The organism is Parviterribacter multiflagellatus (genome assembly GCF_056863265.1).
In genome coordinates, this window is record NZ_JBXPIZ010000011.1 from 206,166 (window position 1) to 227,530 (window position 21,365).

The following is a 21,365-nucleotide window of genomic DNA, read 5'->3' on the forward strand; positions in this document are numbered from 1 at the left end:
CGATGCCCACCACCTCCGAGACCGCCCAGAACGCCGCCGCCGAGAGCACCGCGCGCGGCAAGAAGATCCGCGTCGTCGTGGCCAAGCCCGGCCTCGACGGGCACGACCGCGGCGCGAAGATCATCGCCCGCGCGCTGCGCGACGCCGGCATGGAGGTCATCTACACCGGCCTCCACCAGACGCCGGAGCAGATCGTCGAGACCGTCCTGCAGGAGGACGCGGACGCGGTCGGCCTCTCGATCCTCAGCGGCGCGCACATGACGCTCGTGCCGAAGGTCGTCGAGCTGCTGCAGGCGCAGGACGCGGGCGACGTGCTCGTCACCGTGGGCGGGACCATCCCGGCCGACGACATCCCCGAGCTGAAGCAGCTCGGCGTCGCCGAGGTCTTCACGCCGGGCGCGCCGACGCAGGACATCGTGGACTTCATCCGCGGCGCCGTCGCGGCCTGAGCCCGCGGTGAGCCGCGTCAAGATCGGCTACAAGGCGAGCGCCGAGCAGTTCGGGCCGCAGGAGCTGCTCGACCTCGCCGCGCGCGCGGAAGAGGACGGGCTGGAGATCGTCGGGATCTCCGACCACTTCCAGCCGTGGCGGCACCACGGCGGCCACTCGCCCGCCGCGCTGCCGTGGCTGGCGGCGGCGTCCCAGCGCACGTCGAAGGTCATGCTCGGCACGAGCGTGCTGACGCCGACGCTCCGCTACCACCCGAGCATCGTCGCCCAGGCCGTCGCGACCGTCGCGATGCTCGCGCCCGGCCGCGTCTTCCTCGGCGTCGGCACCGGCGAGGCGATGAACGAGACGCCCGCGACCGGCGCGGAGTTCCCCGGCCGCAAGGAGCGCCGCCTGCGGATGGCGGAGGCGATCACGCTCATGCGCAAGCTCTGGACCGAGGAGCGCGTCGACTTCAGCGGCGACTACTACACCGCGTCGAACGCGACGGTCTACGACCGGCCCGACACGCCGGTGCCGGTGTACGTCGCGGCGTCCGGCCCGCTCGCGGCCAAGCTCGCCGGTCGCGTCGGCGACGGCTTCATCTGCACGAGCGGCAAGGCTCCCGAGCTGTACGACACGCTGCTGGCGAACGTCCGCGAGGGCGCCGAGAAGGCCGGCCGCGACTACGACGGCATCCGCAAGATGATCGAGGTCAAGGTCTCCTACGACCGCGACCGCGAGCAGGCCGAGCGGAACACCCACTGGTGGGCCGCGCTCGCCCTGACGCCCGAGCAGAAGGAGGGCGTCGAGGACCCGATCGAGATGGAGCGCCTCGCCGACGCGAACGTCGACAAGGCGCACACCCGGTTCATCGTGAGCGACGACCCCGACGAGATCGTCGAGGGCATCGCCCGCTACGCGGAGCTCGGGTTCGAGGAGCTGGTCATCCACGCTCCGGGGGACGACCAGCGCCGGTTCCTCGATCAGTTCTCGGAGGACGTCCTGCCGCGGCTGCGGCAGCGCCTCGGCTAGGCCCGCAGCTTGTAGCCGCGGTTGAACATCCGCAGGTTGAGCGCGAGCAGCGCCGCCGCGGCGAGCGTCAGCAGCCCCAGCGAGAGCGCGACGTTCGCCTCGCTGTACCCCAGGAACCCGTACCTGACCAGGTTGATCATGTAGTAGATCGGGTTAAAGTGGGTCAGCGTCTGGAACGGCTCGGGCAGCAGCGAGGCCGAGTAGAAGACGCCGCCGAGGAAGATCAGCGGCTGCAGGATGAACGTCTGCGCGAACGAGACGTCGTCGAACTGCTCGGCCCGCACGCCCACCAGGACGCCCAGCTGCGCGAAGAAGAACCCGACGAGGAAGAGCGCCGGGATCAGCACGAGCGGGTGCTCGACCGGGACGCCGATCAGCGCCGCGGACGCCGAGAACGTGAGCAGCGCGACGAGCCCGCCGCGCAGGAAGCCGCCGAACGTGAACGCGAGCAGCAGCTCCGCCGGCGACGCGGGCGACGACAGCTGGTCGTCGATCGCGCGCTGGAACTTCTGCTGGAGGATCGACGACGAGTTGTTGGCGAACGCGTTCATCGCCCAGGCCATCATGATCAGGCCCGGCACGACGAAGACGACGTAGTCGAACCCGTGCAGCTCGTCGATGCGCGAGCCGAGCGCCGCGCCGAACACGGAGATGTAGAGGAACGTCTCCAGCAGCGGCGCGCCGACGGTCTGGCGCTTGATCTTCAGGAAGCGGTTGACCTCGCGCCGCAGCAGCGCGAAGAAGCGGATCTGCGCGGCGCTCACGCCTCGACCTCGACCTTCGCGCGCGACAGCTCCTTGCGGCCGACGAGCTCCAGGTAGGCGTCCTCGAGCGACGACACGCCGTACTCGGCGGCGACCTCGCCGGCGGTGCCCTGCGCGACGATCTCGCCCCCGTTGATGAAGGCGACCTTCTCGCAGAGCTGCTCGGCCTCCTCGAGGTAGTGCGTCGTGAGGAGGATCGTCGTGCCCTCCGCGTTGATGCGCTGGACGTAGTGCCACAGCTCCAGCCGCAGCTCGACGTCGACACCCGCGGTGGGCTCGTCGAGGATCAGCAGCTTGGGCCGGTGCATCAGCGCGCGGGCGAGGATCAGGCGCCGCTTCATGCCGCCGGACAGGGTGCGCGTGCGGTCGTCCTTCTTGGCCGTCAGCGAGAACGTCTCGAGCAGCTCCTTGGTCCGCTCGCGCCGCTCCTTCTTGGGCATCCCGAAGTAGCCGCCGTGGTAGTCGAGCGTCTCCTCGAGCGTCAGGAACCAGTCGAGGTTGAGGTCCTGCGGGGCGAGCCCGACGGCCGCGCGGGCGTCGCCGTAGTGCTCGATCGCGTCGTGCCCGAACACGCGGATCGTCCCGGACGTCGGCTGCGCGAGCCCGGTGGTGCAGTGGATGAGGGTGGACTTGCCGGCCCCGTTGGGGCCGAGCAGCCCGAAGAAGTCCCCCGGCTGGATGTCGAGCGAGACCCCCTTGAGCGCCTCGGTTCCGGTCGGGTACCGCTTGACGAGGTCGGTGATCTCCAGCGCCGCCGGCCCGCTCAACGGGCCGGCGGCTGGGGTGATGTGTGCAGGTGCATGCACTACATCATGAGGCCTCAACCTAGGTTGAGGTCAAGCGGCGGCGCGTTCCCGCTCGTCCAGGCGCTCCGCGCGGTCCTCGTGGCCGCCCTCGAGCGAGACGTTCGGCATGATCCGGTCGAGCCAGGCGGGCATCCACCAGGCCCGGTCGCCGAGGATCGCCATCAGCGCCGGCGACACGATCATCCGGACGATCAGCACGTCGATCAGGATCGCCGCGCCGAGGCCCAGGCCGAACATCTTCGTCACGACGTCGCCGCCGCTGATGAAGGCCAGGAACACCGACGACATGATCAGGCCGGCGACGAGGACGACCTTGGCGATCCGCGAGAGGCCGTGGACGACGGACTCCTTCGGCGAGTCGCCCTCGAAGTACGCCTCGCGGATGCGGCTGAGCAGGAAGACGTTGTAGTCCATGCTCAGGCCGAACAGGATCGCGAACATCATCAGCGGGACGAACGAGATGATCGGCACGTCGTCGCCGACGCCCAGGAGCGACGCGCCCCAGCCCCACTGGAAGACCGCGACCACGACGCCGTACGCCGCGCCGATCGACAGGAGGTTGAAGACCGCCGAGACGAGCGGCACCCAGATCGAGCGGAACACCGCGATCAGCAGCAGGATCGAGAGGCCGATGACGATCGCGATGAACACCGGCAGGCGCGAGGAGATCTTGTCCGAGAAGTCCTCGAAGCCCGCGGTCTGGCCGCCGACGTAGACGTTGAGGTCGGTGCCCTGCGTCGCCGCCGGGATGACGTCGTCACGCAGCTCCGACACCAGGTCGGACGTCTTGGCGTCCTGCGGTGAGGTGGTCGGGATCGCGTTGATGATCGCCGCGTCGCCCGCTTCGTTCTTCTGCGGCGGCGCGACGAACGCGAGGCCGTCGGTGCCCTTCAGCGCGTCCTCGAGCTTGGTGAGCTGCGCCTGGTCGAGCTGCCCGCCCGTCTTCGAGCCGATCGCCAGCAGGAACGGGCCGTTGAACCCCGGGCCGAAGCCCTCGGAGAGCTGGTCGTACGCGACGCGCTGCGTCTTGTCCTCCGGCTGGTTGCCGTCGTCCGGCTGGCCGAGGCGCAGGTCGAGCGTCGGCACCGCGAGGAGGAGGAGCAGGATGCCGCCGACGACGACGGGGACCGCCGGGCGCCGGACCAGCACGCGGCCCCAGCGCTCGAAGCCCTCGGACCTCGCGACGTGCGCCGGGTCCTTCGGGTGCAGCCACCGGGCGAGCATGCCGGCGAAGATCGGGAGGACGGTGATCGACGAGAGGACGACGAACGCGATCGCGATCGCGGCACCGACGCCCATCTTGCCGACCAGCGGGATGCCGACCGCGAGCAGGCCTGCGATGGCGACCATGACGATCGCGCCCGCGGCGACGACCGAGACGCCGGCGGTGGCGTTCGCGCGGCCGGCGGCGGCCGGCGGGTCGTCGCCCGCGGCGAGCTGCTCGCGGAAGCGGGAGAAGATCAGCAGCGCGTAGTCGATGCCGGCGCCGAGGCCGAGCATGACCGCGATCGTCGCGGCGAACTCCGGGATGCCCAGCGGCTTGCCGACCGCCGCCAGGATCATCTGGCTGATGATCACGCCGACGAGCGCGCCGAAGAGCGTCACGGCCATCGCGGCGATCGAGCGGAACAGCGCGGTGAGGAGGACGATCGCGATGGCGATGCCGACGAGCTCGCCGACCGGCGCCTCCTGCTCGGCGGCGAGGTCGATGACCGCGCCGCGCATCTCGACGGTGAGGCCGTCGCCGGCCTTCTCCGTCGGGTTGCCGAGCGCCTCGAGCTTCTCTCCGTCCTCCTTCTCGAGGTCCATCACCTGGACGTCGTACTGGACGGTCGCGTAGGCGGTCCGGCCGTCCTCGGACAGCGTCCCGCCGTCGGTGGCGAGCGGATCGCTGACGCTGCCGACGTGCGGCAGCTTCTCGATCTTCGCCCGCATCTGCTCGATGGCGGCCTTCCGCGCGGGGTCGCTGAGCGTGCCGGTCTTGACGTTGAAGACGACCTGGCTCGTCTCGCCGGCGGCGGACGGGAACTTGTCCTCCAGGAGGTCGAGCGCCTTCTGGGACTCGGTGCCCGGGATGGAGAAGTCGTCGGCGGCGCTGCCGGTCTGCGATCCGATGATCGCGCCGACGATGAAGATGCCGGCCACGAGGCCCAGCAGGCCTCGCTTCCAGCGTCGTGTGAGGGTTGATGCGAGGGAAGCGAGGAAGCTGGACATGGGTGCTCGGTAACGTAGCAGCAGGGACGGCAATCTTGCAGTCTCTGCAAGTTTGCAGGTTGTGTGGGGGTTCGAACCCCCGCACGTCTAGACCGAAGCACCGCCCGGAACTCATCGCGGGTCAATCGTGTGAAAGTCGAGTGGTTTTGTGTAGAATGGGTTCCACGGAGGGCTGAGGGACAGCAGCCGTCCGGAGGGAACGTCCCGCTCGGGCTCCTTCGAGACGCGCACCGCGAACGGGCGGGCGCTGAAACGCGAGCGGGGCGCGCGACCTGACCCATCGCGCGCGGCGGTGGCGCCGGGATCTGCACCCGGCGCCACCGCAGCCTCTCCACGCGCGGTGCGCGTGGGCGTGCGCGTCAGACGGAGAACGCGCCGACGAGGTCCTGCAGCTCGCCGGCCGTCGTCGCCAGCTCGGCGCTCGTGGCAACGACCTGCTGCGTCGCGGCGCTCGACTGCTGCGCGGACGCGGACACCTGCTCGGTCGCGGCGCTCGTCTCGGTGGCCACCGCGACCACCTCGCCCGTCGCGTCCGCGATGCGGGTCACGCACGCGGTGACCTCCTCCACGCGCGCGGCGAGCCCGTCGAACGCCTGGCGCGCCTCGGCCGCCGTCACCGCGGCGGACTCGGCGAGCTTGCGGACCTCGTCCGCCACGACCGCGAACCCGCGGCCCTGCTCGCCCGCCCGCGCCGCCTCGATCGCGGCGTTCAGCGCCAGCAGGTTCGTCTGGTCGGCGATCGTCGCGATCTCCCCGGTGAGCGCGACGCCCTGGTGCGCGACCTCGGTGGCCGCGGCGGCCGCCTCGACCGCCTCGCCGGTCACGGCCTGCGCGGCCTCGATCAGCGCGACCTGCCGCTCGGCGCCCTCGGCGACGCCGGTCGTCGCGCGCGCGATCTCGTCGATCGCGGTCCCCGTCTCCCGCGAGGAGGCCGACATCGCCTGGCTCGAGTCGGCGACCTGCGTGGCCAGCCGCCCGATCTCGTCCACCATCCCGCCGACGCGGTCGCTCAGCCGCTCGCGCGTCGCGTTGTAGGAGGCCAGGCCGCCCTGGGCCTTGGCCAGCATCTCGTTGAACAGCTCGCCCAGCTCGCCGAGCTCCGCGCCCGGCGCCGCCGCGAGCGGCTGGGTCACCGGCTGCGCGTCGACGGTCAGGTCGCCCTCGGCCATCGCGGCCAGGCCCTCGCCCAGTCCGGTGAGGCAGACCTCGCTCAGGCTGGCCAGCCGGGCCTGCAGGTCGGTGAGCGAGGAGCGGTCGCCCAGCCGCTGCCGCAGCCCGGTGCGGACCTCCTCGTACGCGGCCAGCGCCTGCTGCGCCCGCTCCAGCATCGCGTTGAACAGCGCGATCAGCTCGGCCAGCTGCGGGTCGTCGGACGTCGTGGTCAGCGGCCGGGTCGCGGGCGCGACCGCGACGGTGAGGTCGCCGCGGGCCATCGCGGACAGGCCGGCGGTGAGGTCCGCGAGGCAGTGCTCGTGGAGGCTGGTGAGCTGCGTCTTGAGCTCGGCGATCGCGGGGTCCGGGGACACGGACACCGCGGAGGTCCTGCGCCGTGGGGTGAACGGCATCGCAGATCGCTCCTTGTCGGGGTTGGTGCGGCAGTCGGTCGATGGCGCGTTCGGCGTCAGGAAGTTGTCGCGTTGGCGCTCGTCTGCAACGTCCGTTGCATAGGATCGGCGCGTGTCTCGCCAGGTCGCCGAGGGGGTCCGGCTCATCACCGGGCTGCCGCCCTACGCCATCAACGCCTACGTGATCGAGCACCCCGACGGGGACGTGCTGGTCGACGCGATGACGCGCCTCGAGGCGCCGGTCATCCTCCGCGCGCTGCGCGGCCGGACGGTCGCCGCGCACGTGGTCACGCACGCGCACCCCGACCACGTCGGGGCGACGCACGCGGTGGCGTCCGAGCTGGGCATCCCGGTGTGGGCGCACGAGCTGGACGCGCCGCCGACGGAGGACACGGGCCTCGTCGTGCAGCGCCAGCCCGACGCGTTCATCAACCGGCTGTTCGCGAAGGTGATGCTCGGGCCGGGCCACCCGGTCGAGCGCCGGTTGGCCGAGGGCGACGAGGTCGCGGGCTTCACCGTGCTCCACACGCCCGGCCACTCCGTCGGCCACATCGCGCTGTGGCGTGAGTCGGACGGCGTGCTGATCCTCGGCGACGTCCTCAACAACCAGCACCCGCTGCTGGGCTTCCCGCGCGGGCTGCGCCTGCCGCTCGACACCTTCACCCCCGACCCCGCCGCGAACCGCGCGTCGGCCAAGCGGCTGGGGGAGCTGGGGGCCCGCACGATCCTCTTCGGGCACGGCCGTCCGGAGACCGATGCGGAGCGCTTCCGCGCGTTCTGCGCGTCACTCTGACGACAACTTCCGTCCCTCCCTGTCACAAAGTGGCGCCTTCGCGCCATTTAAGGAGTGGATGGACGATCAGCATCTGTCGAACCGGAGCGACAGCGCCGACGGGTCGCCGTGGTCGGGCGCCGACGAGCGGGAGCTGCGCGCACGCGCGGCCGCCCGTGAGGAGCGGACGCGCCCGGCGTGGATCGCGTGGCTGGACAGCCGCGAGTCCGCGGCCGCGCCGGCCACCAGCGACTGAGCCGGCGAGGCGCCGGGAACACCGGCCCCATGGGGCCGGGAGCTGCGCCCGTGGTCACGCTCTCCGCGCCGTACGGCGCGGGCGGCAGCGTGGTCGGCCCGCGGCTGGCCGAGGCGCTCGGCGTCCCGTTCCTCGATCGCGCGATCCCGAGCGCGGTGGCCGAGCGGATGGCGCTCCCGCTCGCCAAGGTCGTCGAGCGCGACGAGTGCGTGCCGAAGGCGTTCGACCGGCTGCTGCTGAGCTTCGCCGCGATCGGGCCGGCGTTCGCCGGCGGGGACTTCCTCCACGACGTCGGCGACCGCTCCTTCGCGGACGCCACCGACGCCGTGATCCGGGAGCACGCCGAGTCGTCCGGCGGGGTGATCCTCGGCCGCGCGGGCGCGTGCGTCCTGCGCGCGCACCCGCGGGCGCTGCACGTCCGGCTCACCGGGCCTCCGGGGCGGCGGATCGAGCAGGCGATGCGCCTGGAGGACGTCGACCGCGCGACGGCGGAGCGGCGCCTGCGCGAGGTCGACACCTCACGCGACGCCTACGTCCGCCACTTCCACCGCGCCGACCCGCACGATGCGGCGCTCTACCACCTCGTCTTGGACACCACCGCCGTGCCGCTCGACGACGCGGTCGACATCCTCGTCCGCGCCGCGCGCTCCTCGCCGCGGGCCGTCGCGCCCGAGCCGGCGGCGGCGCCCGCCGGCTGAGGCTGGCGGCGCCGGCGCATCTCGTCGCACGCGGCCCGGCGGGCGCGCTCGTCGCCGGTCGCGACCGCGTCCTCCTCGCAGGCCCACAGCTCGGGCCACGTCATCGTGCGCAGCGCGCTCGCGGGGATCTCGATGCCCATGACGCTCACGCCGCCGTCGTGGTCCGCAGCCGCTCGACGCCGGTGACGGCGACGATCCCGGACAGCCACGCCTCGACGAGGTGGACGTGGGACGCCGGCGCCTCGATGCCGACGACGAGCTGCGTCGGCCGGTGCCGGTCGGCCGCGATGTACTGCAGGTCGGTGACCCGGCAGCGGCGGCGGCGCAGCTCGGTCAGGACGCGCTCGATCGCCTCGGGCGCGTCGCGCAGCTCCAGCGCGTACGTCCGCCGTGTGCCTGGCGGCGGTCCGGCAGGCAGCGCAGGAACGAGCTCGACCGGGGTGAGCGGGGCGGTGGCGATGGTGGCGGTGGACATGTGGACCTGGCTCCTCCTGGTCCCTCACGTCCGAGTACGGCGCCGCCGCCACCCGGTCCCGAGGGACCGATCGGCCTGCGGTCGCGCTTCGGCGACGGCAGGCTAGATGGCAATGACGAGTACGAGCGTCGCGAGAGCAGCCGGCAGCGTGCCCGGAAGGGCGAGGGCTGCGGCGGTGTGCTCGGACGACGACATCGGTCCGGGCAGGGTAACGGGCGATCGGTGCGCTCGCAACCACCCGGCGCGAAGCCGCGGTGACCGTCCGTCGACCGGCCCTTGCGGGACGCCCGCGGCCCGTTCAGGATGCCCCGCGTGCCCGAAGCGCCGATCAGCCGCCTGTTGATCTCGTGCGCGGACCGCCCCGGCATCGTCGCGGCGGTCTCGCGCTTCCTGCACGGGCGCGGCGCGAACATCGTCAGCGCGGGTCAGCACACGACCGATCCGCAAGGCGGGGCGTTCTTCATGCGGATGGAGTTCGCGCTGCCGCTCGACGCGGCCGCCCGCGCGGAGCTGGAGCGGGCGTTCGGGGCGGAGGTCGGCACGCCGTTCGGGATGGACTGGCAGATGACGGACGCGACACGGCCCAGGCGCGTCGCGATCCTCGTCTCGCGCTACGACCACTGCCTGCTCGACCTCCTGTGGCGGTGGCGGCGCGGCGAGATCCACGCCGAGATCGTCCTCGTCGCCTCCAACCACCCCGAGCTGCGCGGCGACGTCGAGGCGTTCGGGCTGCCCTACGTCCACGTGCCGGTGCCGAAGGGCGGCAAGGCCGAGGCGGAGGAGACGCTCCTGCAGGAGCTCGCGGGCGACGTCGACCTGGTCGTGCTCGCGCGCTACATGCAGATCCTCTCCGGCGACTTCCTCGACCGGCTCGGCGTGCCGGTGATCAACATCCACCACTCGTTCCTCCCCGCCTTCGCCGGCGCCGGGCCGTACGCGCGGGCGAAGGAGCGCGGCGTCAAGCTCGTCGGTGCCACCGCGCACTACGTCACCGAGGAGCTCGACGCGGGGCCGATCATCGAGCAGGACGTCATCCGCGTCAGCCACCAGGACGACGCGGTGGCGCTCGAACGGCTCGGTGCGGACATCGAGCGGACGGTCTTCGCGCGCGCGGTCAAGTGGCACTGCGAGGACCGCGTGCTCGTGCACCAGAACACCACCGTGGTCTTCTAGCCCGACGCTCCGGAAACCGGCACTCTCCCACGCCCGGTTCGGGCTCGCCTGACCGGTTTAGGGTCGGCCGAGATCGTTCGATCAGGGAGGTCGACATGAACCCGCAGGGGACCGCGCTCACCGGTCAGCCGGGCGCCCCGGCGCAGCCCGAGGTCGACGTGCGCGGCGTGCGCACGCGACGCCGACGCCACGGCACGCCGCCGCGCGGTCAGCGGTACGTCACGCAGTCGCCGCTCCACGAGGGCCGGTTCGGCCGCATGTTCCGCCGCCTGGACCCGATGCCGGAGCTGCCGGCCGCCGAGCTGGAGCGGCTCGCCGACTCGATGAAGGTCGACCCCCGGCCGCCCGCGGGCGACAACGACCAGATCCCGTCCGCCTACACGTACCTCGGCCAGTTCATCGACCACGACATCACCTTCGACCTCACCTCCAGCCTGGAGCAGCGCAACGACCCGGACGCGCTCGTCAACTTCCGGTCCCCGCGGCTCGACCTGGACTGCGTGTACGGGTCGGGCCCGGGCGACGAGCCGTTCATGTACGACGCCGACGACCAGCACCTGCTGATCGACGAGGACAACGGCAACGGCGAGGTGGACCTGCCGCGCAACGAGCAGGGCACCGCGATCATCGGCGACCCGCGCAACGACGAGAACACGATCGTCTCGCAGCTGCAGCTGACGTTCCTCAAGCTGCACAACCGGTTCGTGGACCAGGTGCAGCGCGCGGTCAACGACGGCGAGCTGCCGCCCACGACCGACGTGTTCGCCGAGGCGCAGAAGCGGACGCGGTGGCACTACCAGTGGGTCGTCGTCCACGACTTCCTGCCGCGGATCGTCGGCGACAAGACGCTGAGCCAGGTGCTCAAGGGGGTCGGCGACGGCACGTTCGACATCGAGCTCGCGTTCTACAAGCCCGACGGCGACACGCCGTTCATGCCGGTCGAGTTCTCCGGCGCCGCCTACCGCTTCGGGCACTCGATGGTGCGCGGCCGGTACGACCTCAACGGGACCGTCACCGGCGTGCCGATCTTCGTCGCGGGCGAGCCGTCGGACCCGCGCGAGGACCTGCGCATGGGGCATCCGCTGCCCGGCCGCTGGACGATCGAGTGGGAGCGGTTCCTCGACATGGGCGGCCCCGACATGCAGCCGTCGCGGCTGATCGACACCAAGCTCGCGACGGGGCTGTTCGACCTGCCCGGACCGGCCGGCTCGCTGGCGCTGGCGAACCTGCGGCGCGGGCAGGCGCTCGGCCTGCCGTCCGGCCAGGACGTCGCGGGGCGGATGGGCGTCCCGCCGCTCGACCCCGCTAAGCACCTGCAGGACGTGCCGGTCCCGACGCCGCTGTGGTTCTACTGCCTGCGCGAGGCCGAGGCGACCGCGCAGGGCCGCCACCTCGGGCCGGTGGGCGGGCGGATCGTGGCCGAGGTGCTGCTCGGGCTCCTCCTGTACGACAAGCAGTCGTACGGCAACGTCGACCGCACGTGGAAGCCCCAGCCCCCCGTCGCCTCGGCGCCCGGGAAGCTGGAGCTGAAGGACCTCGTGAGGTTCGCGCTGGACCTCTAGGCCGGCTGCGTCTGCGGAGCGGTGTCGGGCTCGCGCTCCTTCGCGAGCTCGATACCGCTGCGCGTGCCGAGCGGGACCTCGCGCAGGAGCGCGACGGCGATCAGCGCGACGATCCCGAGCGGGGCGGCGATCAGGAACATCTCCGCGATGCCCGTGCCGTAGGCGTGCTCGACGACCTCGGCGACCGGCCCGGGGAGCGTGCTCACGTCCGGCACCTTGCCGCCGCTCGCGGCGCTGCCCTGGATGCCGAGCTTGGCCAGGCCCGCGGCGATCGAGTCCGACGCGTGGGTGGCGAGCAGCGCGCCCATCACCGAGACGCCGGTCGCGCCGCCGAGGCTGCGGAAGAAGGCGACGAGCGAGGAGCCCGAGCCGATGTCCTGCTGGGCGACCGCGTTCTGGACGACCAGGACGAGGTTCTGCATCAGCATGCCGACGCCCGCGCCGACGACGACCAGGAAGACGCTGATCTCGAGCAGGCTGGTCTTCTCGTCGATGATCCCCATTGCGGCCAGGCCGGCGGTCAGCAGCGCCGCGCCGAGCATCATGTAGTTCTTGTACCGGCCGGTCTCGGTGACCTTGCGGCCGATCAGCGTCGAGGCGCCGAAGAGGCCGATCACCATCGGGATCGACAGCAGGCCGGACTCGGTCGGCGAGTAGCCGCGGGCGATCTGCATGTACTGGTTGAGGAAGACCGTCGTGCCGAACATCGCGGTGCCGACGGCGACCGACGCGACCACCGCGAGGACGACCGTGCGGTTGTCGAACAGGCGGAGCGGGACGAGCGGCTCGCGGACGCGGCGCTCGGTGTAGACCGCCAGGGCGATCAGCGCGACGCCGAGTCCGATGAGCAGCGCGGTGGTGCCGGAGAGCCAGTCGAACTGCTGGCCGGCGAGCGAGACCCAGATCAGGAGGCTGGAGACACCGCCGGCGATGAGCGTCGCGCCGACGTAGTCGATCGAGACCTGGCGCTTGGGCTTGGGCGGGAGCTTCAGCGTGCGCTGCAGGACGACGAAGGCGGCGACGGCGAACGGGACGGCGACGTAGAAGCACCAGCGCCAGCCGATGCTGTCGGTCACGACGCCGCCGATCAGCGGCCCGGCGACCGTGCCGAGGCCGAAGACCGCGCCCAGGTAGCCGGTGTAGCGGCCGCGCTCACGCGGGGAGACGAGGTCGGAGAGGATCACCTGGACGAGCGCGGTCAGGCCGCCGACGCCGATGCCCTGGACGACACGCCAGCCGATGAGCTGGCCGGTCGACTGCGACAGGCCGGCGAAGATCGACCCGACGACGTAGATGGTCAGGCCGGTCTGGACGAGCAGCTTGCGGTCGAAGAGGTCGGCGAGCTTGCCCCAGATCGGAGTGGAGACCGTGAGCGCGAGCAGCGTGCTGGTGACGACCCACGTGTAGGAGGACTGGGTCCCGCCGAGGTCGCCGATGATCGTCGGGAGCGCGGCGGAGACGATGGTGCTGGAGAGGATCGCGACGAACATGCCGAGCAGCAGCCCGGACATGGCCTCGAGGATCTGGCGGTGGGTCATGCCGTGCTCGCCGCGCTCGGCGGGCGGCAGGTCGGCGGTGGTGGCGGCGCTCATCGGGCGGCCTCCTTCTGGTGCGGCTGGGTGGTGGGGGAGGACCCCGGCGTGGCGTACGCGGCGGCGGCCTGCGTGCGCGCGAAGTCCTCGCGGAGGCGCTCGAGCCCGGAGGCGAGCGCTTGGATGTCGGCGGCGGACCAGGTCTCGAGGGCCTGGCCGAACGCGTCGACCATGCGGCGGTGGGTGTCGCGGAGGATCGTGTGCCCGGCGTCGGTGAGGACGACGCGGTGGGCGCGGCGGTCGTCGGGATCCGGCTCGCGGCCGGCGAAGCCCGCGCCGACGAGGGCGCTGGCCTGGCGGCTGGCGACGGACAGGTCGACGTTGAGCGCCGCGGCGAGGTCGCTCACGCGCTGCGGCCCGTGGATCTTGAGCACGCCCAGGGCCGTGAACCCCTGGGAGCCGAGGTCGGCGAGCGCCTCGCGAGCGATCCCCCGCTGGACGAACCCGAGCCGGTACAGCTGCCGGACGAGGTCCTCCACGGCGGTCGTTGGGGTGTCGGTGGTCTGGGTCATGGTGGTTGCTTTCTGCAAGCAACTAGGAAGATAGCGCGCCTATGCAGTTCTGCCCACTGCGTGGACGCACGTCACACGCACCGAACGACGACTTCGACTCGATATGCGAGTCGAACGCGTCGATGGCGGGTCAGGGGAGCGGTTCGAGGACCGGGCGGCGCAGGTGCTCGTACACGACCGACGTGTTGACGTCCGCGACCTCGGGGCGCCCGGTGAGCCGGTCGATGACGAAGGCGTAGAGGGCGTCGGTGTCCGGGACGGCGACGTGGAGGAGGTAGTCGGACGAGCCGGAGACCACGAAGGCGCCGACGAGCTCGGGGAGCGTCTGGACCCACGCGCGGAACTCCTCGATGGTCTCGCGCGTGGGTGGCCGGAGCGTGATCGCGATCAGCGCCTGGACGTGGCGGCCGAGCGCCTCGAACGCGATGTCGGCGTGGTAGCCGCGGATGACGCCGTCGGCGCGCAGCGCGCGCACCCGCTCGCTCGACGTCGAGGGCGACACGTGCACCGCCGCGGCGAGCTCGCGGTTGGTCTGCCGTGCATCGTCCTGCAGCTCCCGCAGGATCGCGTGGTCCACCGCATCAAGTCCGTCCATCGCCTCATTCTGTCGCACGATGTGCGGATCTCGTCGCTGGCTGCCGGACGTGTGCTGCCATGAACGCGTGACCACCGCCGTTCAGACCCTCCCCGCCCGCTGTGTGATCGTCCTCGACGAGGAGCTGCCGCCCGGCCTCGCCGCCAACGCCGCCGCCGTCCTCGCGCTCTCCCTCGGCGCCGAGGTCCCCGACCTCCCCGGCCCCGACATCGTCGACGCCGACGGCACGACGCACCCGGGGCTCATCCCGATCGGCCTGCCGGTGCTGAAGGCGCCGCGGGCAGAGCTCAACGCCCTGCGCGAGCGCGCGCGGGAGACCCCGGACGTCGGCGTGATCGGCTTCCCCGCGCCGGGCCAGCGCACGACGAACTACGCCGAGTTCGCGCACGCGGTCGCGCAGGCGTCGGCCGCCGAGCTCGACTACGTCGGCGTCCTCGTCCACGGCGACAAGAAGCCGGTGAGCAAGCTCACCGGGCGCTACGCGCTGCTGCGCTGAGCGTCGCCCGCGACCAGCGGCACGAGCTGGAGCGCGACGAGCGTCTCCGCCACCCGGGCGCCGGCCGGGCGGCCGAGCAGCTCCTCCGCCGCCCGGACGCGGTTGGCCACCGTGTTCGGGTGGACGCCGAGCCGGGCCGCCGTCCGCGCCGGCGACGCGTGCTCCTCCAGGTACACGCGGAGCGTCGCGGCCAGGCGCTGCGTCGCGTCGTCGCCCGCCGCGAGCGGCCCCAGCTCGTCGCGCACGAACGTGCGCGCGTGCGCGAGATCGGTCGTCGCCAGCGCCCGCAGCGCCAGCGCGCCGTAGTGCGACACCGGCTGCGGGCGCACGAACAGCTGCGCCACGCGCTGCGCCTCGACCGCCTGCCGGTACGACGCGCGGAACCCCTCGACGCCGTGGCGCGGCGTCCCGAACGCGATGCGCACCCGCGGCGGCAGCGCGCTCGCGTCGACCAGCCGCTCGACGTCGCCGCCGATCTCGTCGGCCGACGCCAGCCAGCCCGACAGCACCGCGCGGCCGGTCGTCGCCACGAGCATCGGCGCCAGGCCCAGCGGCGCGACGGCGTCGGTGGCGATCCGCTCCAGCTCGGGCAGCGCGGAGTCGCGCTCCTCCTCGCCTTCGTGCCAGAGCACGAACGCCAGGTGGTGGCGGTGGAGCGGATACCGCAGGCGGGAGGAGGCGAGGTCCGGGTCGACGGTCGCGTCCTCGGCCAGCAGGGCGCGGACCGTCTCCATCCGCACCGCCTCGGCTGAGCGCGCGAAGCGGTCGCGCTCCTCGGTGTACTGCTCGGCGATCCGCGCGGACAGCAGGTCGACGAAGCCGAACATGAAGCTCGAGGCCTCCTCGAGCGCCGTCGCGACCGCCGCGGGGTCCGTGAGCTGCCCGCGCAGCGCCTCGACCCACAGGACGAACGCCACCTCGTGGCCGATCCGGTACGTGCGCAGGAGCGTCGCGAGCCCGACGTTGTGGCGCACCGCGATGCGGCTCCACTCGACGGTCTCCGGCGGTGGGTCGAGGTCCACGGGCGTGCGCGCGCGGCGCGACGCGGTGCCGAACAGCCGCACGTTCGCCTCGATCGAGTCGCGCGTCGACGCGCGCAGGTCCGCGGACGTCACCAGCTCGGGCTGCTCGACCTCGATCCGGGCGATGATCCGCTTGGTGGTCGCGTCGACCCACGTGGGGCTGCTCACCAGTTCGGCGACGATCTCGCGCCATGGCTCCGCCATCGACCCCAACGGTACTGTGGCGGCGCCACAATCGGCCCCCGGGCGATTGGGGCACGCGCACGCGCGGAATCGAGGCCTGCGGCCATAGCGTTCCCGGCTCCCGCGAGCACTGCTGTCCCGGAGGGTCATGTCCGCAACCGCCGCCACCGCCGTCGAGGCGACCACCGTCACCGAGGCGTTCCGCCGCACCGTCGCGGCGCAGCCCGACGCGCCTGCGGTCCGCACGGCCGACGGGTCGCTCAGCCTCACGTGGGCGGAGCTGGCGCAGCGCGTCGACGCGCTCGCCCGCGGCCTGCACCGGCTCGGCGTCCGGCGCGGCGACGCGGTGGCGCTCCTGCTGCAGAACCGGCCCGAGTTCCAGCTCGCCGACCTCGCCGTGATGGCGCTCGGCGCGACGCCGTTCTCGATCTACACGACCAGCTCGCCCGAGCAGATCGCGTACGTCGTCGGGGACGCGGGCGCGCGTGTCGCGATCGCGGAGGAGGCGCTCGTCGCCAACCTGCTCGCGGCGCGCCCCGAGCTGCCCGCGCTCGCGCACGTGGTCGTCGTCGACGGCGACGCGCCGCGCGAGGGCACGACGCCGCTCGCGCAGGTCGAGGACACGGCCGGCGAGGTGGAGGTCGACCTCGACGCGATCCGGGCGGAGATCACCGAGGACGACCTGCTCACGCTCATCTACACGAGCGGCACGACCGGGCCGCCGAAGGGCGTCGAGCTCACCCACCGCAACCTGCTGTCGGTCGCACGCGCGGCGAACAGGATGCTTCCGTTCGGCGACGGCGGGAGGGTCATCTCGTGGCTCCCCGCGGCGCACGTCGCCGAGCGCGGCGCGCACCACTACGCGCCGATCCTGTTCGGCTGGGAGATCGTCTGCTGCCCGGATCCGAAGGCGGTCGTCGGGCTCCTGCCGCAGGTGCGCCCGCACTGGTTCTTCGCTGTCCCGCGCATCTGGGAGAAGCTCAAGGCGGGCCTGGAGGGGATGCTGGCCCAGCAGCCCGAGGAGCAGGCCCGGCCGCTGCGCGAGGCGCTGGACGCCGCGATCGAGAAGGTGCGGCTGGAGCAGCGCGGCGAGGCCGTGCCGGACGCGCTGGCGGCGCGCGTGGCGGAGGCCGACGCGCAGTACTTCAGCGGCCTGCGCGGGATGCTCGGGCTCGACGAGGTCAAGTCGGTCAACGTCGGCGCGGCGCCCACGCCGGTCGAGGTGCTCGAGTTCTTCCACGCGATCGGCATCCCGCTCGGCGAGGTCTGGGGCATGTCGGAGACCGCGGCGATCGCGACGATCAACCCGCCCGGCCGGATGAAGCTCGGCAGCGTCGGCGTCGCGGTCGAGGGCGTCGAGATCGCGCTGGCCGAGGACGGCGAGGTGCTCGTGCGCGGCGCGTCGATCATGCGCGGCTACCGCAACCAGCCCGAGAAGACCGCCGAGACGATCGACGCCGACGGCTGGCTGCACACGGGCGACCTGGGCGAGCTGGACGACGAGGGCTACCTGCGCATCGTCGACCGCAAGAAGGAGCTGATCATCAACGCCGCCGGCAAGAACATGTCGCCGGCGAACATCGAGGCGGCGCTGAAGGTCGCCTCGCCGCTGGTCGGCCACGCGTGCGTCGTCGGCGACAACCGGCCGTACAACGTCGCGCTGCTCGTGCTCGACCCCGACTTCTCCGCGGCGTGGGCGGCCAAGCACGAGATCGCGGACGCCTCGCCGGCCGCGCTGGCCGCCGACGAGCGCGTGCGCGCGGCGCTCCAGGAGGGCGTCGACCGGGCCAATGCGCGGCTGTCCCGCGTCGAGCAGGTCAAGAAGTTCCACGTCGTGCCCTCGGACTGGCTGCCGGGCGGCGACGAGCTGACGCCGACGATGAAGCTCAAGCGCAAGCCGATCGCGGAGAAGTACGCCGCCGAGGTCGACGCGCTGTACGCCGGATGAGCGGCGCGCCCGTGGATCCCCGGACGCCGGTCCTGATCGGGCTCGGCGAGCTGGTTCGCAGGCCGGCGGAGCTCGACGCGGGCGATCTGTCCGAGCCGGCGGAGATGATGGCGCAGGCGGTCCGCCTGGCCGCTCAGGACTCGGGGGCGTCGCTCGACGCGCTGCTCCCGAAGGTCGGTGTGCTTGCCGCGGTGCCCCCCGCGGCGTGGCCTGATGGCGATCCCGGTCAGCGCGTGGGTGTGCTGCTCGGGATCGCTCCACCGACGCTGCGGTCGTCGCTGCAGGGCGGCAACGGGCCGCAGCTGCTGCTGAACGTGCTGAGCGCGCGCATCGCGCGCGGGGAGCTGGACGCGGGCGTCGTCGTCGGCGCCGAGGCGCTCCAGTCGGTCGTGCAGGCCGGCAAGCGCGGCCTCGACCTCGGCTGGCCCGCGCCGGACATGCTGCGGCGCGCGGGCGAGGTCGTCGAGGGGGAGAAGGCGCCCGCGACCGAGCGCGAGATGGCCGTCGGGATGCAGGCGCCGATCATGGCCTACCCGCTGATCGAGAACGCGCTGCGGCACGCGGCCGGCCGGACGGTCGACGAGCAGCGCGCGCTGATCTCCGACCTGTGGTCCCGCTTCTCCGCCGTCGCCGCGACGCAGCCCGCCGCGTGGACGCCGGTGGCGCACGGCGCGGAGGAGCTGGCGACCGAGTCGCCCTCGAACCGGCGGGTCACGTTCCCCTACCTCAAGCTCCACAACTCGAACATCCAGGTCGACCAGGCCGCCGCGGTGATCGTCGCGAGCGCGGCGGTCGCGGAGGAGCTGGGCGTCCCGCGCGACCGGTGGGTCTTCCCGCATGCGGGTGCGCAGGCGGCCGACGAGTGGATGGTCTCGCACCGGCCCGCGCTGCACCGCTCGCCCGCCATCGCGGCGTGCGGGGAGGCGGCGTTCGGGCACGCGGGCATCACCGCGGACGACCTCACGTACGTCGACCTCTACTCGTGCTTCCCGTCCGCCGTGCAGCTCGGCGCGGACGCGCTGGGACTGTCGCTCGATCGGCAGCTGACGATGACCGGCGGCCTGACGTTCTTCGGCGGGCCGGGCAACAACTACGCGACGCACGGGATCATCGCGGTGGCTCGGGCGCTGCGCGCGGGCGCGCCCGGGGAGCTGGGCCTCGCGACCGCGCTGGGCTGGTACGCGACCAAGCACGCGCTGGCGGTCTACGGCAACGAGCCGCCGGCGAAGCCGTTCGCGGCGTTCGACGCCGAGCCGGCGCTCCCGCCCGCGCGCGAGGTGGTGGAGGACCCGGCGTCGGTGGCCGGCGCGACCGCGGTCGCAGAGACCTGCACGGTGATCTACGAGCGGGACGGGAGCGGCTCCTACGGGATCCTGTTCGCGCTGCTCGACGACGGGCGGCGCGCGCTGGGGCAGACGCGCGACGCCGCGACGATGGAGGCGATGACGTCCGACGGGTTCCTCGGGAGCCGCGTGACGCTCGACGCCGAAGGAGGGTTCGCGCTGTGAGCGACGGGTTCGACGTCGACTGGGTCGTCATCGGCTCGGGGTTCGGCGGCAGCGTCAGCGCGCTGCGGCTGGCGGAGAAGGGGCACTCGGTGCTCGTGCTGGAGCAGGGCGCGCGGATCGACGACGCCGACGTGCCGAAGTCGACGTGGCAGCTGCGCAAGTGGTTCTACCTGCCGCAGCTGGGGATGCGCGGGCTCTTCCGGATGACGCCGTTCAAGGACGCGTTCGTGATGAGCGGCGCGGGCGTCGGCGGCGGCTCGCTGACCTACGCGATGACGCTCTACGTGCCGCCGGGCGCGTTCTTCGACGACCCGCAGTGGTCGGGCCTGCGCGACTGGCGGGCGGAGCTGGCGCCGCACTACGAGACGGCGCAGCGGATGCTCGGCGTCACCGACGTGACCGAGGACGACGTCGCGGACGGGCTGCTGCTCGAGTACGCGCGGGAGCTGGGCGTCGAGTCGACCTACCGCAAGGCCCGCGTCGGCGCGTTCCTGGGGGATCCGGGCGTGCGCGTCGAGGACCCGTACTTCGGCGGCGCGGGCCCGGCGCGCGTGGGCTGCACGAAGTGCGGCCAGTGCATGACCGGCTGCCCGGTCGGCGCGAAGAACTCGCTCCCCAAGAACTACCTGTGGTTCGCGGAGCGCGCGGGCGCGCGGATCGAGGCGAACCGCGAGGTCGTCGGGCTGCGGCCGCTGGGCGACGGGACGGGCGCGGACGGCTGGGAGGTCGTCTCGCAGCGCTCGGGCGCGTGGCTGCCGGGGCGCCGGCGGCGGCGTGTCGTGCGGGCGCGCGGCGTGGTCGTCGCGGGCGGGACGATCGGGACGAACAAGGTGCTCGCGCGGGCGCGGCTCGACGGCTCGCTGCCGGCGCTGTCGCCGCGGCTCGGCGAGCTGGTGCGGACGAACTCCGAGGCGGTCCTCGGCGTCACCGTGCCGTCGGAGAAGGCGAAGAAGCTCATCGAGCGCGTCGCGATCACGTCGTCGATCTACCCCGACCCGTCGACCCACATCGAGACCGTGGTCTACGGGCGCGGCGGCGGCGCGACGCGGGGGCTGTTCACCCTCCTGACGCCGAACGGGACGCGGCTGACGCGGCCGCTGAAGCTGCTGCGGACGCTGGCGACGCACCCGAAGGACGTGTTCGAGCTGTTCCTGCGGCCCCGGTGGAGCGAGCGCACGATCATCGTGCTCGTCATGCAGGCGCTGGACAACTCGATCAAGCTGCGCGTGCGGCGCTCGCGGTTCGGCGGGGTGCGGCTCCAGACCGAGCAGGACCCGGACAAGCCGAACCCCACCTGGCTCCCTGCCGCCGACCACTTCACGCGGTGGCTGGCCAAGCGCACCGGCGGCGTCGCGGCCTCCTCGATCCTCGAGGCCGCGCTGTCGATCCCGACGACCGCGCACTTCCTCGGCGGCGCGCCGATCGGCGCGGACCGCGAGTCGGGCGTGGTCGACGCCGACCAACGCGTCTTCGGCTACGAGAACCTGCTGGTGTGCGACGGCTCCGCGGTCCCCGCGAACGTCGGCGTCAACCCGTCGCTGACGATCACCGCGATGGCCGAGCACGCGATGGCCTCCGTCCCGCCGGCCCCGGGCGTCACGCCAGACCACATCGGCGTCGCGCCGATCGCGGGCAAGACGGCCTCCGGGGAGCCCGAGCCGCTCCTCCCGCTCACCCCCGCCTGACACACCGGAAACGCGATTGACGGATTGGTCCCGCATACCGGGACCAATCCGTCGATCAACTTTCCGGTGCGCGGATGT

The 21,365-nt window shown here is 72.6% G+C and carries 20 protein-coding genes; 11 read left to right on the plus strand and 9 right to left on the minus strand.

Annotated features, from left to right (window positions below):
• The first annotated feature begins 2 nt into the window (after positions 1-2).
• Together AC1UE5_RS23140 and fgd are read left to right on the plus strand one after the other, a co-directional pair.
• Positions 3-449, plus strand: a complete 447-nt coding sequence (locus AC1UE5_RS23140; protein ID WP_482928054.1) for a cobalamin B12-binding domain-containing protein — start codon at positions 3-5, stop codon at positions 447-449.
• A gap of 7 nt (positions 450-456) precedes the next feature.
• The gene (fgd, locus tag AC1UE5_RS23145; RefSeq protein WP_482928056.1) at positions 457-1,461 is read left to right on the plus strand and encodes a glucose-6-phosphate dehydrogenase (coenzyme-F420); all 1,005 of its coding nucleotides are present in this window, start codon (positions 457-459) and stop codon (positions 1,459-1,461) included.
• Here fgd and AC1UE5_RS23150 read toward each other — a convergent pair.
• From AC1UE5_RS23150 to AC1UE5_RS23165, 4 genes are all read right to left on the minus strand, one after another.
• A complete protein-coding gene (locus AC1UE5_RS23150) occupies positions 1,458-2,225 on the minus strand; it encodes an ABC transporter permease (protein ID WP_482928058.1) in 768 nt (255 codons plus the stop codon). The genes fgd and AC1UE5_RS23150 overlap by 4 nt on opposite strands.
• A complete protein-coding gene (locus AC1UE5_RS23155) occupies positions 2,222-3,031 on the minus strand; it encodes an ABC transporter ATP-binding protein (protein ID WP_482928060.1) in 810 nt (269 codons plus the stop codon). Before AC1UE5_RS23155 ends, AC1UE5_RS23150 begins: the two co-directional genes overlap by 4 nt.
• Before the next feature lie 30 nt (positions 3,032-3,061).
• A complete protein-coding gene (locus AC1UE5_RS23160) occupies positions 3,062-5,176 on the minus strand; it encodes an MMPL family transporter (protein ID WP_482928062.1) in 2,115 nt (704 codons plus the stop codon).
• A 428-nt stretch (positions 5,177-5,604) separates the two neighbouring features.
• Entirely contained in the window at positions 5,605-6,777 is a 1,173-nt protein-coding gene (locus tag AC1UE5_RS23165) for a methyl-accepting chemotaxis protein (protein ID WP_482928064.1), read from the minus strand.
• 145 nt (positions 6,778-6,922) lie between these two features.
• Between AC1UE5_RS23165 and AC1UE5_RS23170 the strand changes: the two genes are divergently transcribed.
• Genes AC1UE5_RS23170 through AC1UE5_RS23180 form a run of 3 tightly spaced genes read left to right on the plus strand, consistent with a single transcriptional unit; the run spans position 6,923 to position 8,536 of the window.
• Positions 6,923-7,603, plus strand: a complete 681-nt coding sequence (locus AC1UE5_RS23170; RefSeq protein ID WP_482928066.1) for an MBL fold metallo-hydrolase — start codon at positions 6,923-6,925, stop codon at positions 7,601-7,603.
• A 58-nt stretch (positions 7,604-7,661) separates the two neighbouring features.
• Positions 7,662-7,838 carry a hypothetical protein gene (locus tag AC1UE5_RS23175; protein WP_482928068.1) on the plus strand — a complete coding sequence of 59 codons (177 nt, stop codon included), beginning with the start codon at positions 7,662-7,664 and terminating at the stop codon, positions 7,836-7,838.
• Between the two features lie 50 nt (positions 7,839-7,888).
• Positions 7,889-8,536 carry a cytidylate kinase-like family protein gene (locus AC1UE5_RS23180; RefSeq protein WP_482928070.1) on the plus strand — a complete coding sequence of 216 codons (648 nt, stop codon included), beginning with the start codon at positions 7,889-7,891 and terminating at the stop codon, positions 8,534-8,536.
• Positions 8,537-8,681: 145 nt separating this feature from the next.
• On the opposite strand, the gene AC1UE5_RS23185 is transcribed toward AC1UE5_RS23180, so the two are convergent.
• Positions 8,682-9,011 carry a hypothetical protein gene (locus tag AC1UE5_RS23185; protein WP_482928072.1) on the minus strand — a complete coding sequence of 110 codons (330 nt, stop codon included), beginning with the start codon at positions 9,009-9,011 and terminating at the stop codon, positions 8,682-8,684.
• Positions 9,012-9,314: 303 nt separating this feature from the next.
• On the opposite strand from AC1UE5_RS23185, the gene purU reads away from it, so the two are divergent.
• A complete protein-coding gene (purU, locus tag AC1UE5_RS23190; protein ID WP_482928074.1) occupies positions 9,315-10,184 on the plus strand; it encodes a formyltetrahydrofolate deformylase in 870 nt (289 codons plus the stop codon).
• Between the two features lie 95 nt (positions 10,185-10,279).
• Positions 10,280-11,746 (plus strand): peroxidase family protein, encoded by a 1,467-nt coding sequence (locus tag AC1UE5_RS23195; RefSeq protein WP_482928076.1) that lies wholly within the window; start codon positions 10,280-10,282, stop codon positions 11,744-11,746.
• Here the strand turns inward: AC1UE5_RS23195 and AC1UE5_RS23200 are convergent.
• From AC1UE5_RS23200 to AC1UE5_RS23210, 3 genes are all read right to left on the minus strand, one after another.
• Entirely contained in the window at positions 11,743-13,338 is a 1,596-nt protein-coding gene (locus AC1UE5_RS23200; protein WP_482928078.1) for an MDR family MFS transporter, read from the minus strand. The genes AC1UE5_RS23195 and AC1UE5_RS23200 overlap by 4 nt on opposite strands.
• Positions 13,335-13,850, minus strand: a complete 516-nt coding sequence (locus tag AC1UE5_RS23205) for a MarR family winged helix-turn-helix transcriptional regulator (protein WP_482928080.1) — start codon at positions 13,848-13,850, stop codon at positions 13,335-13,337. Before AC1UE5_RS23205 ends, AC1UE5_RS23200 begins: the two co-directional genes overlap by 4 nt.
• Positions 13,851-13,980: 130 nt before the next feature.
• Positions 13,981-14,445, minus strand: coding sequence for an Lrp/AsnC family transcriptional regulator (locus tag AC1UE5_RS23210; RefSeq protein WP_482928082.1), 465 nt, complete (start codon positions 14,443-14,445; stop codon positions 13,981-13,983).
• Positions 14,446-14,512: 67 nt separating this feature from the next.
• Between AC1UE5_RS23210 and AC1UE5_RS23215 the strand changes: the two genes are divergently transcribed.
• Complete coding sequence (locus AC1UE5_RS23215; RefSeq protein ID WP_482928084.1) at positions 14,513-14,941, plus strand: DUF2000 domain-containing protein; 429 nt, start codon at positions 14,513-14,515, stop codon at positions 14,939-14,941.
• Here AC1UE5_RS23215 and AC1UE5_RS23220 read toward each other — a convergent pair.
• Positions 14,923-16,167 carry a PucR family transcriptional regulator gene (locus tag AC1UE5_RS23220; protein ID WP_482928086.1) on the minus strand — a complete coding sequence of 415 codons (1,245 nt, stop codon included), beginning with the start codon at positions 16,165-16,167 and terminating at the stop codon, positions 14,923-14,925. The two genes, AC1UE5_RS23215 and AC1UE5_RS23220, sit on opposite strands and share 19 nt — an antisense overlap.
• A 127-nt stretch (positions 16,168-16,294) precedes the next feature.
• Between AC1UE5_RS23220 and AC1UE5_RS23225 the strand changes: the two genes are divergently transcribed.
• Genes AC1UE5_RS23225 through AC1UE5_RS23235 form a run of 3 tightly spaced genes read left to right on the plus strand, consistent with a single transcriptional unit; the run spans position 16,295 to position 21,287 of the window.
• The gene (locus AC1UE5_RS23225; RefSeq protein WP_482928087.1) at positions 16,295-18,094 is read left to right on the plus strand and encodes an AMP-dependent synthetase/ligase; all 1,800 of its coding nucleotides are present in this window, start codon (positions 16,295-16,297) and stop codon (positions 18,092-18,094) included.
• Complete coding sequence (locus tag AC1UE5_RS23230) at positions 18,091-19,602, plus strand: TLP1 C-terminal extension domain-containing protein (RefSeq protein ID WP_482928089.1); 1,512 nt, start codon at positions 18,091-18,093, stop codon at positions 19,600-19,602. Before AC1UE5_RS23225 ends, AC1UE5_RS23230 begins: the two co-directional genes overlap by 4 nt.
• Positions 19,599-21,287, plus strand: coding sequence for an FAD-dependent oxidoreductase (locus AC1UE5_RS23235; RefSeq protein WP_482928091.1), 1,689 nt, complete (start codon positions 19,599-19,601; stop codon positions 21,285-21,287). Before AC1UE5_RS23230 ends, AC1UE5_RS23235 begins: the two co-directional genes overlap by 4 nt.
• Positions 21,288-21,365: the final 78 nt, after the last annotated feature.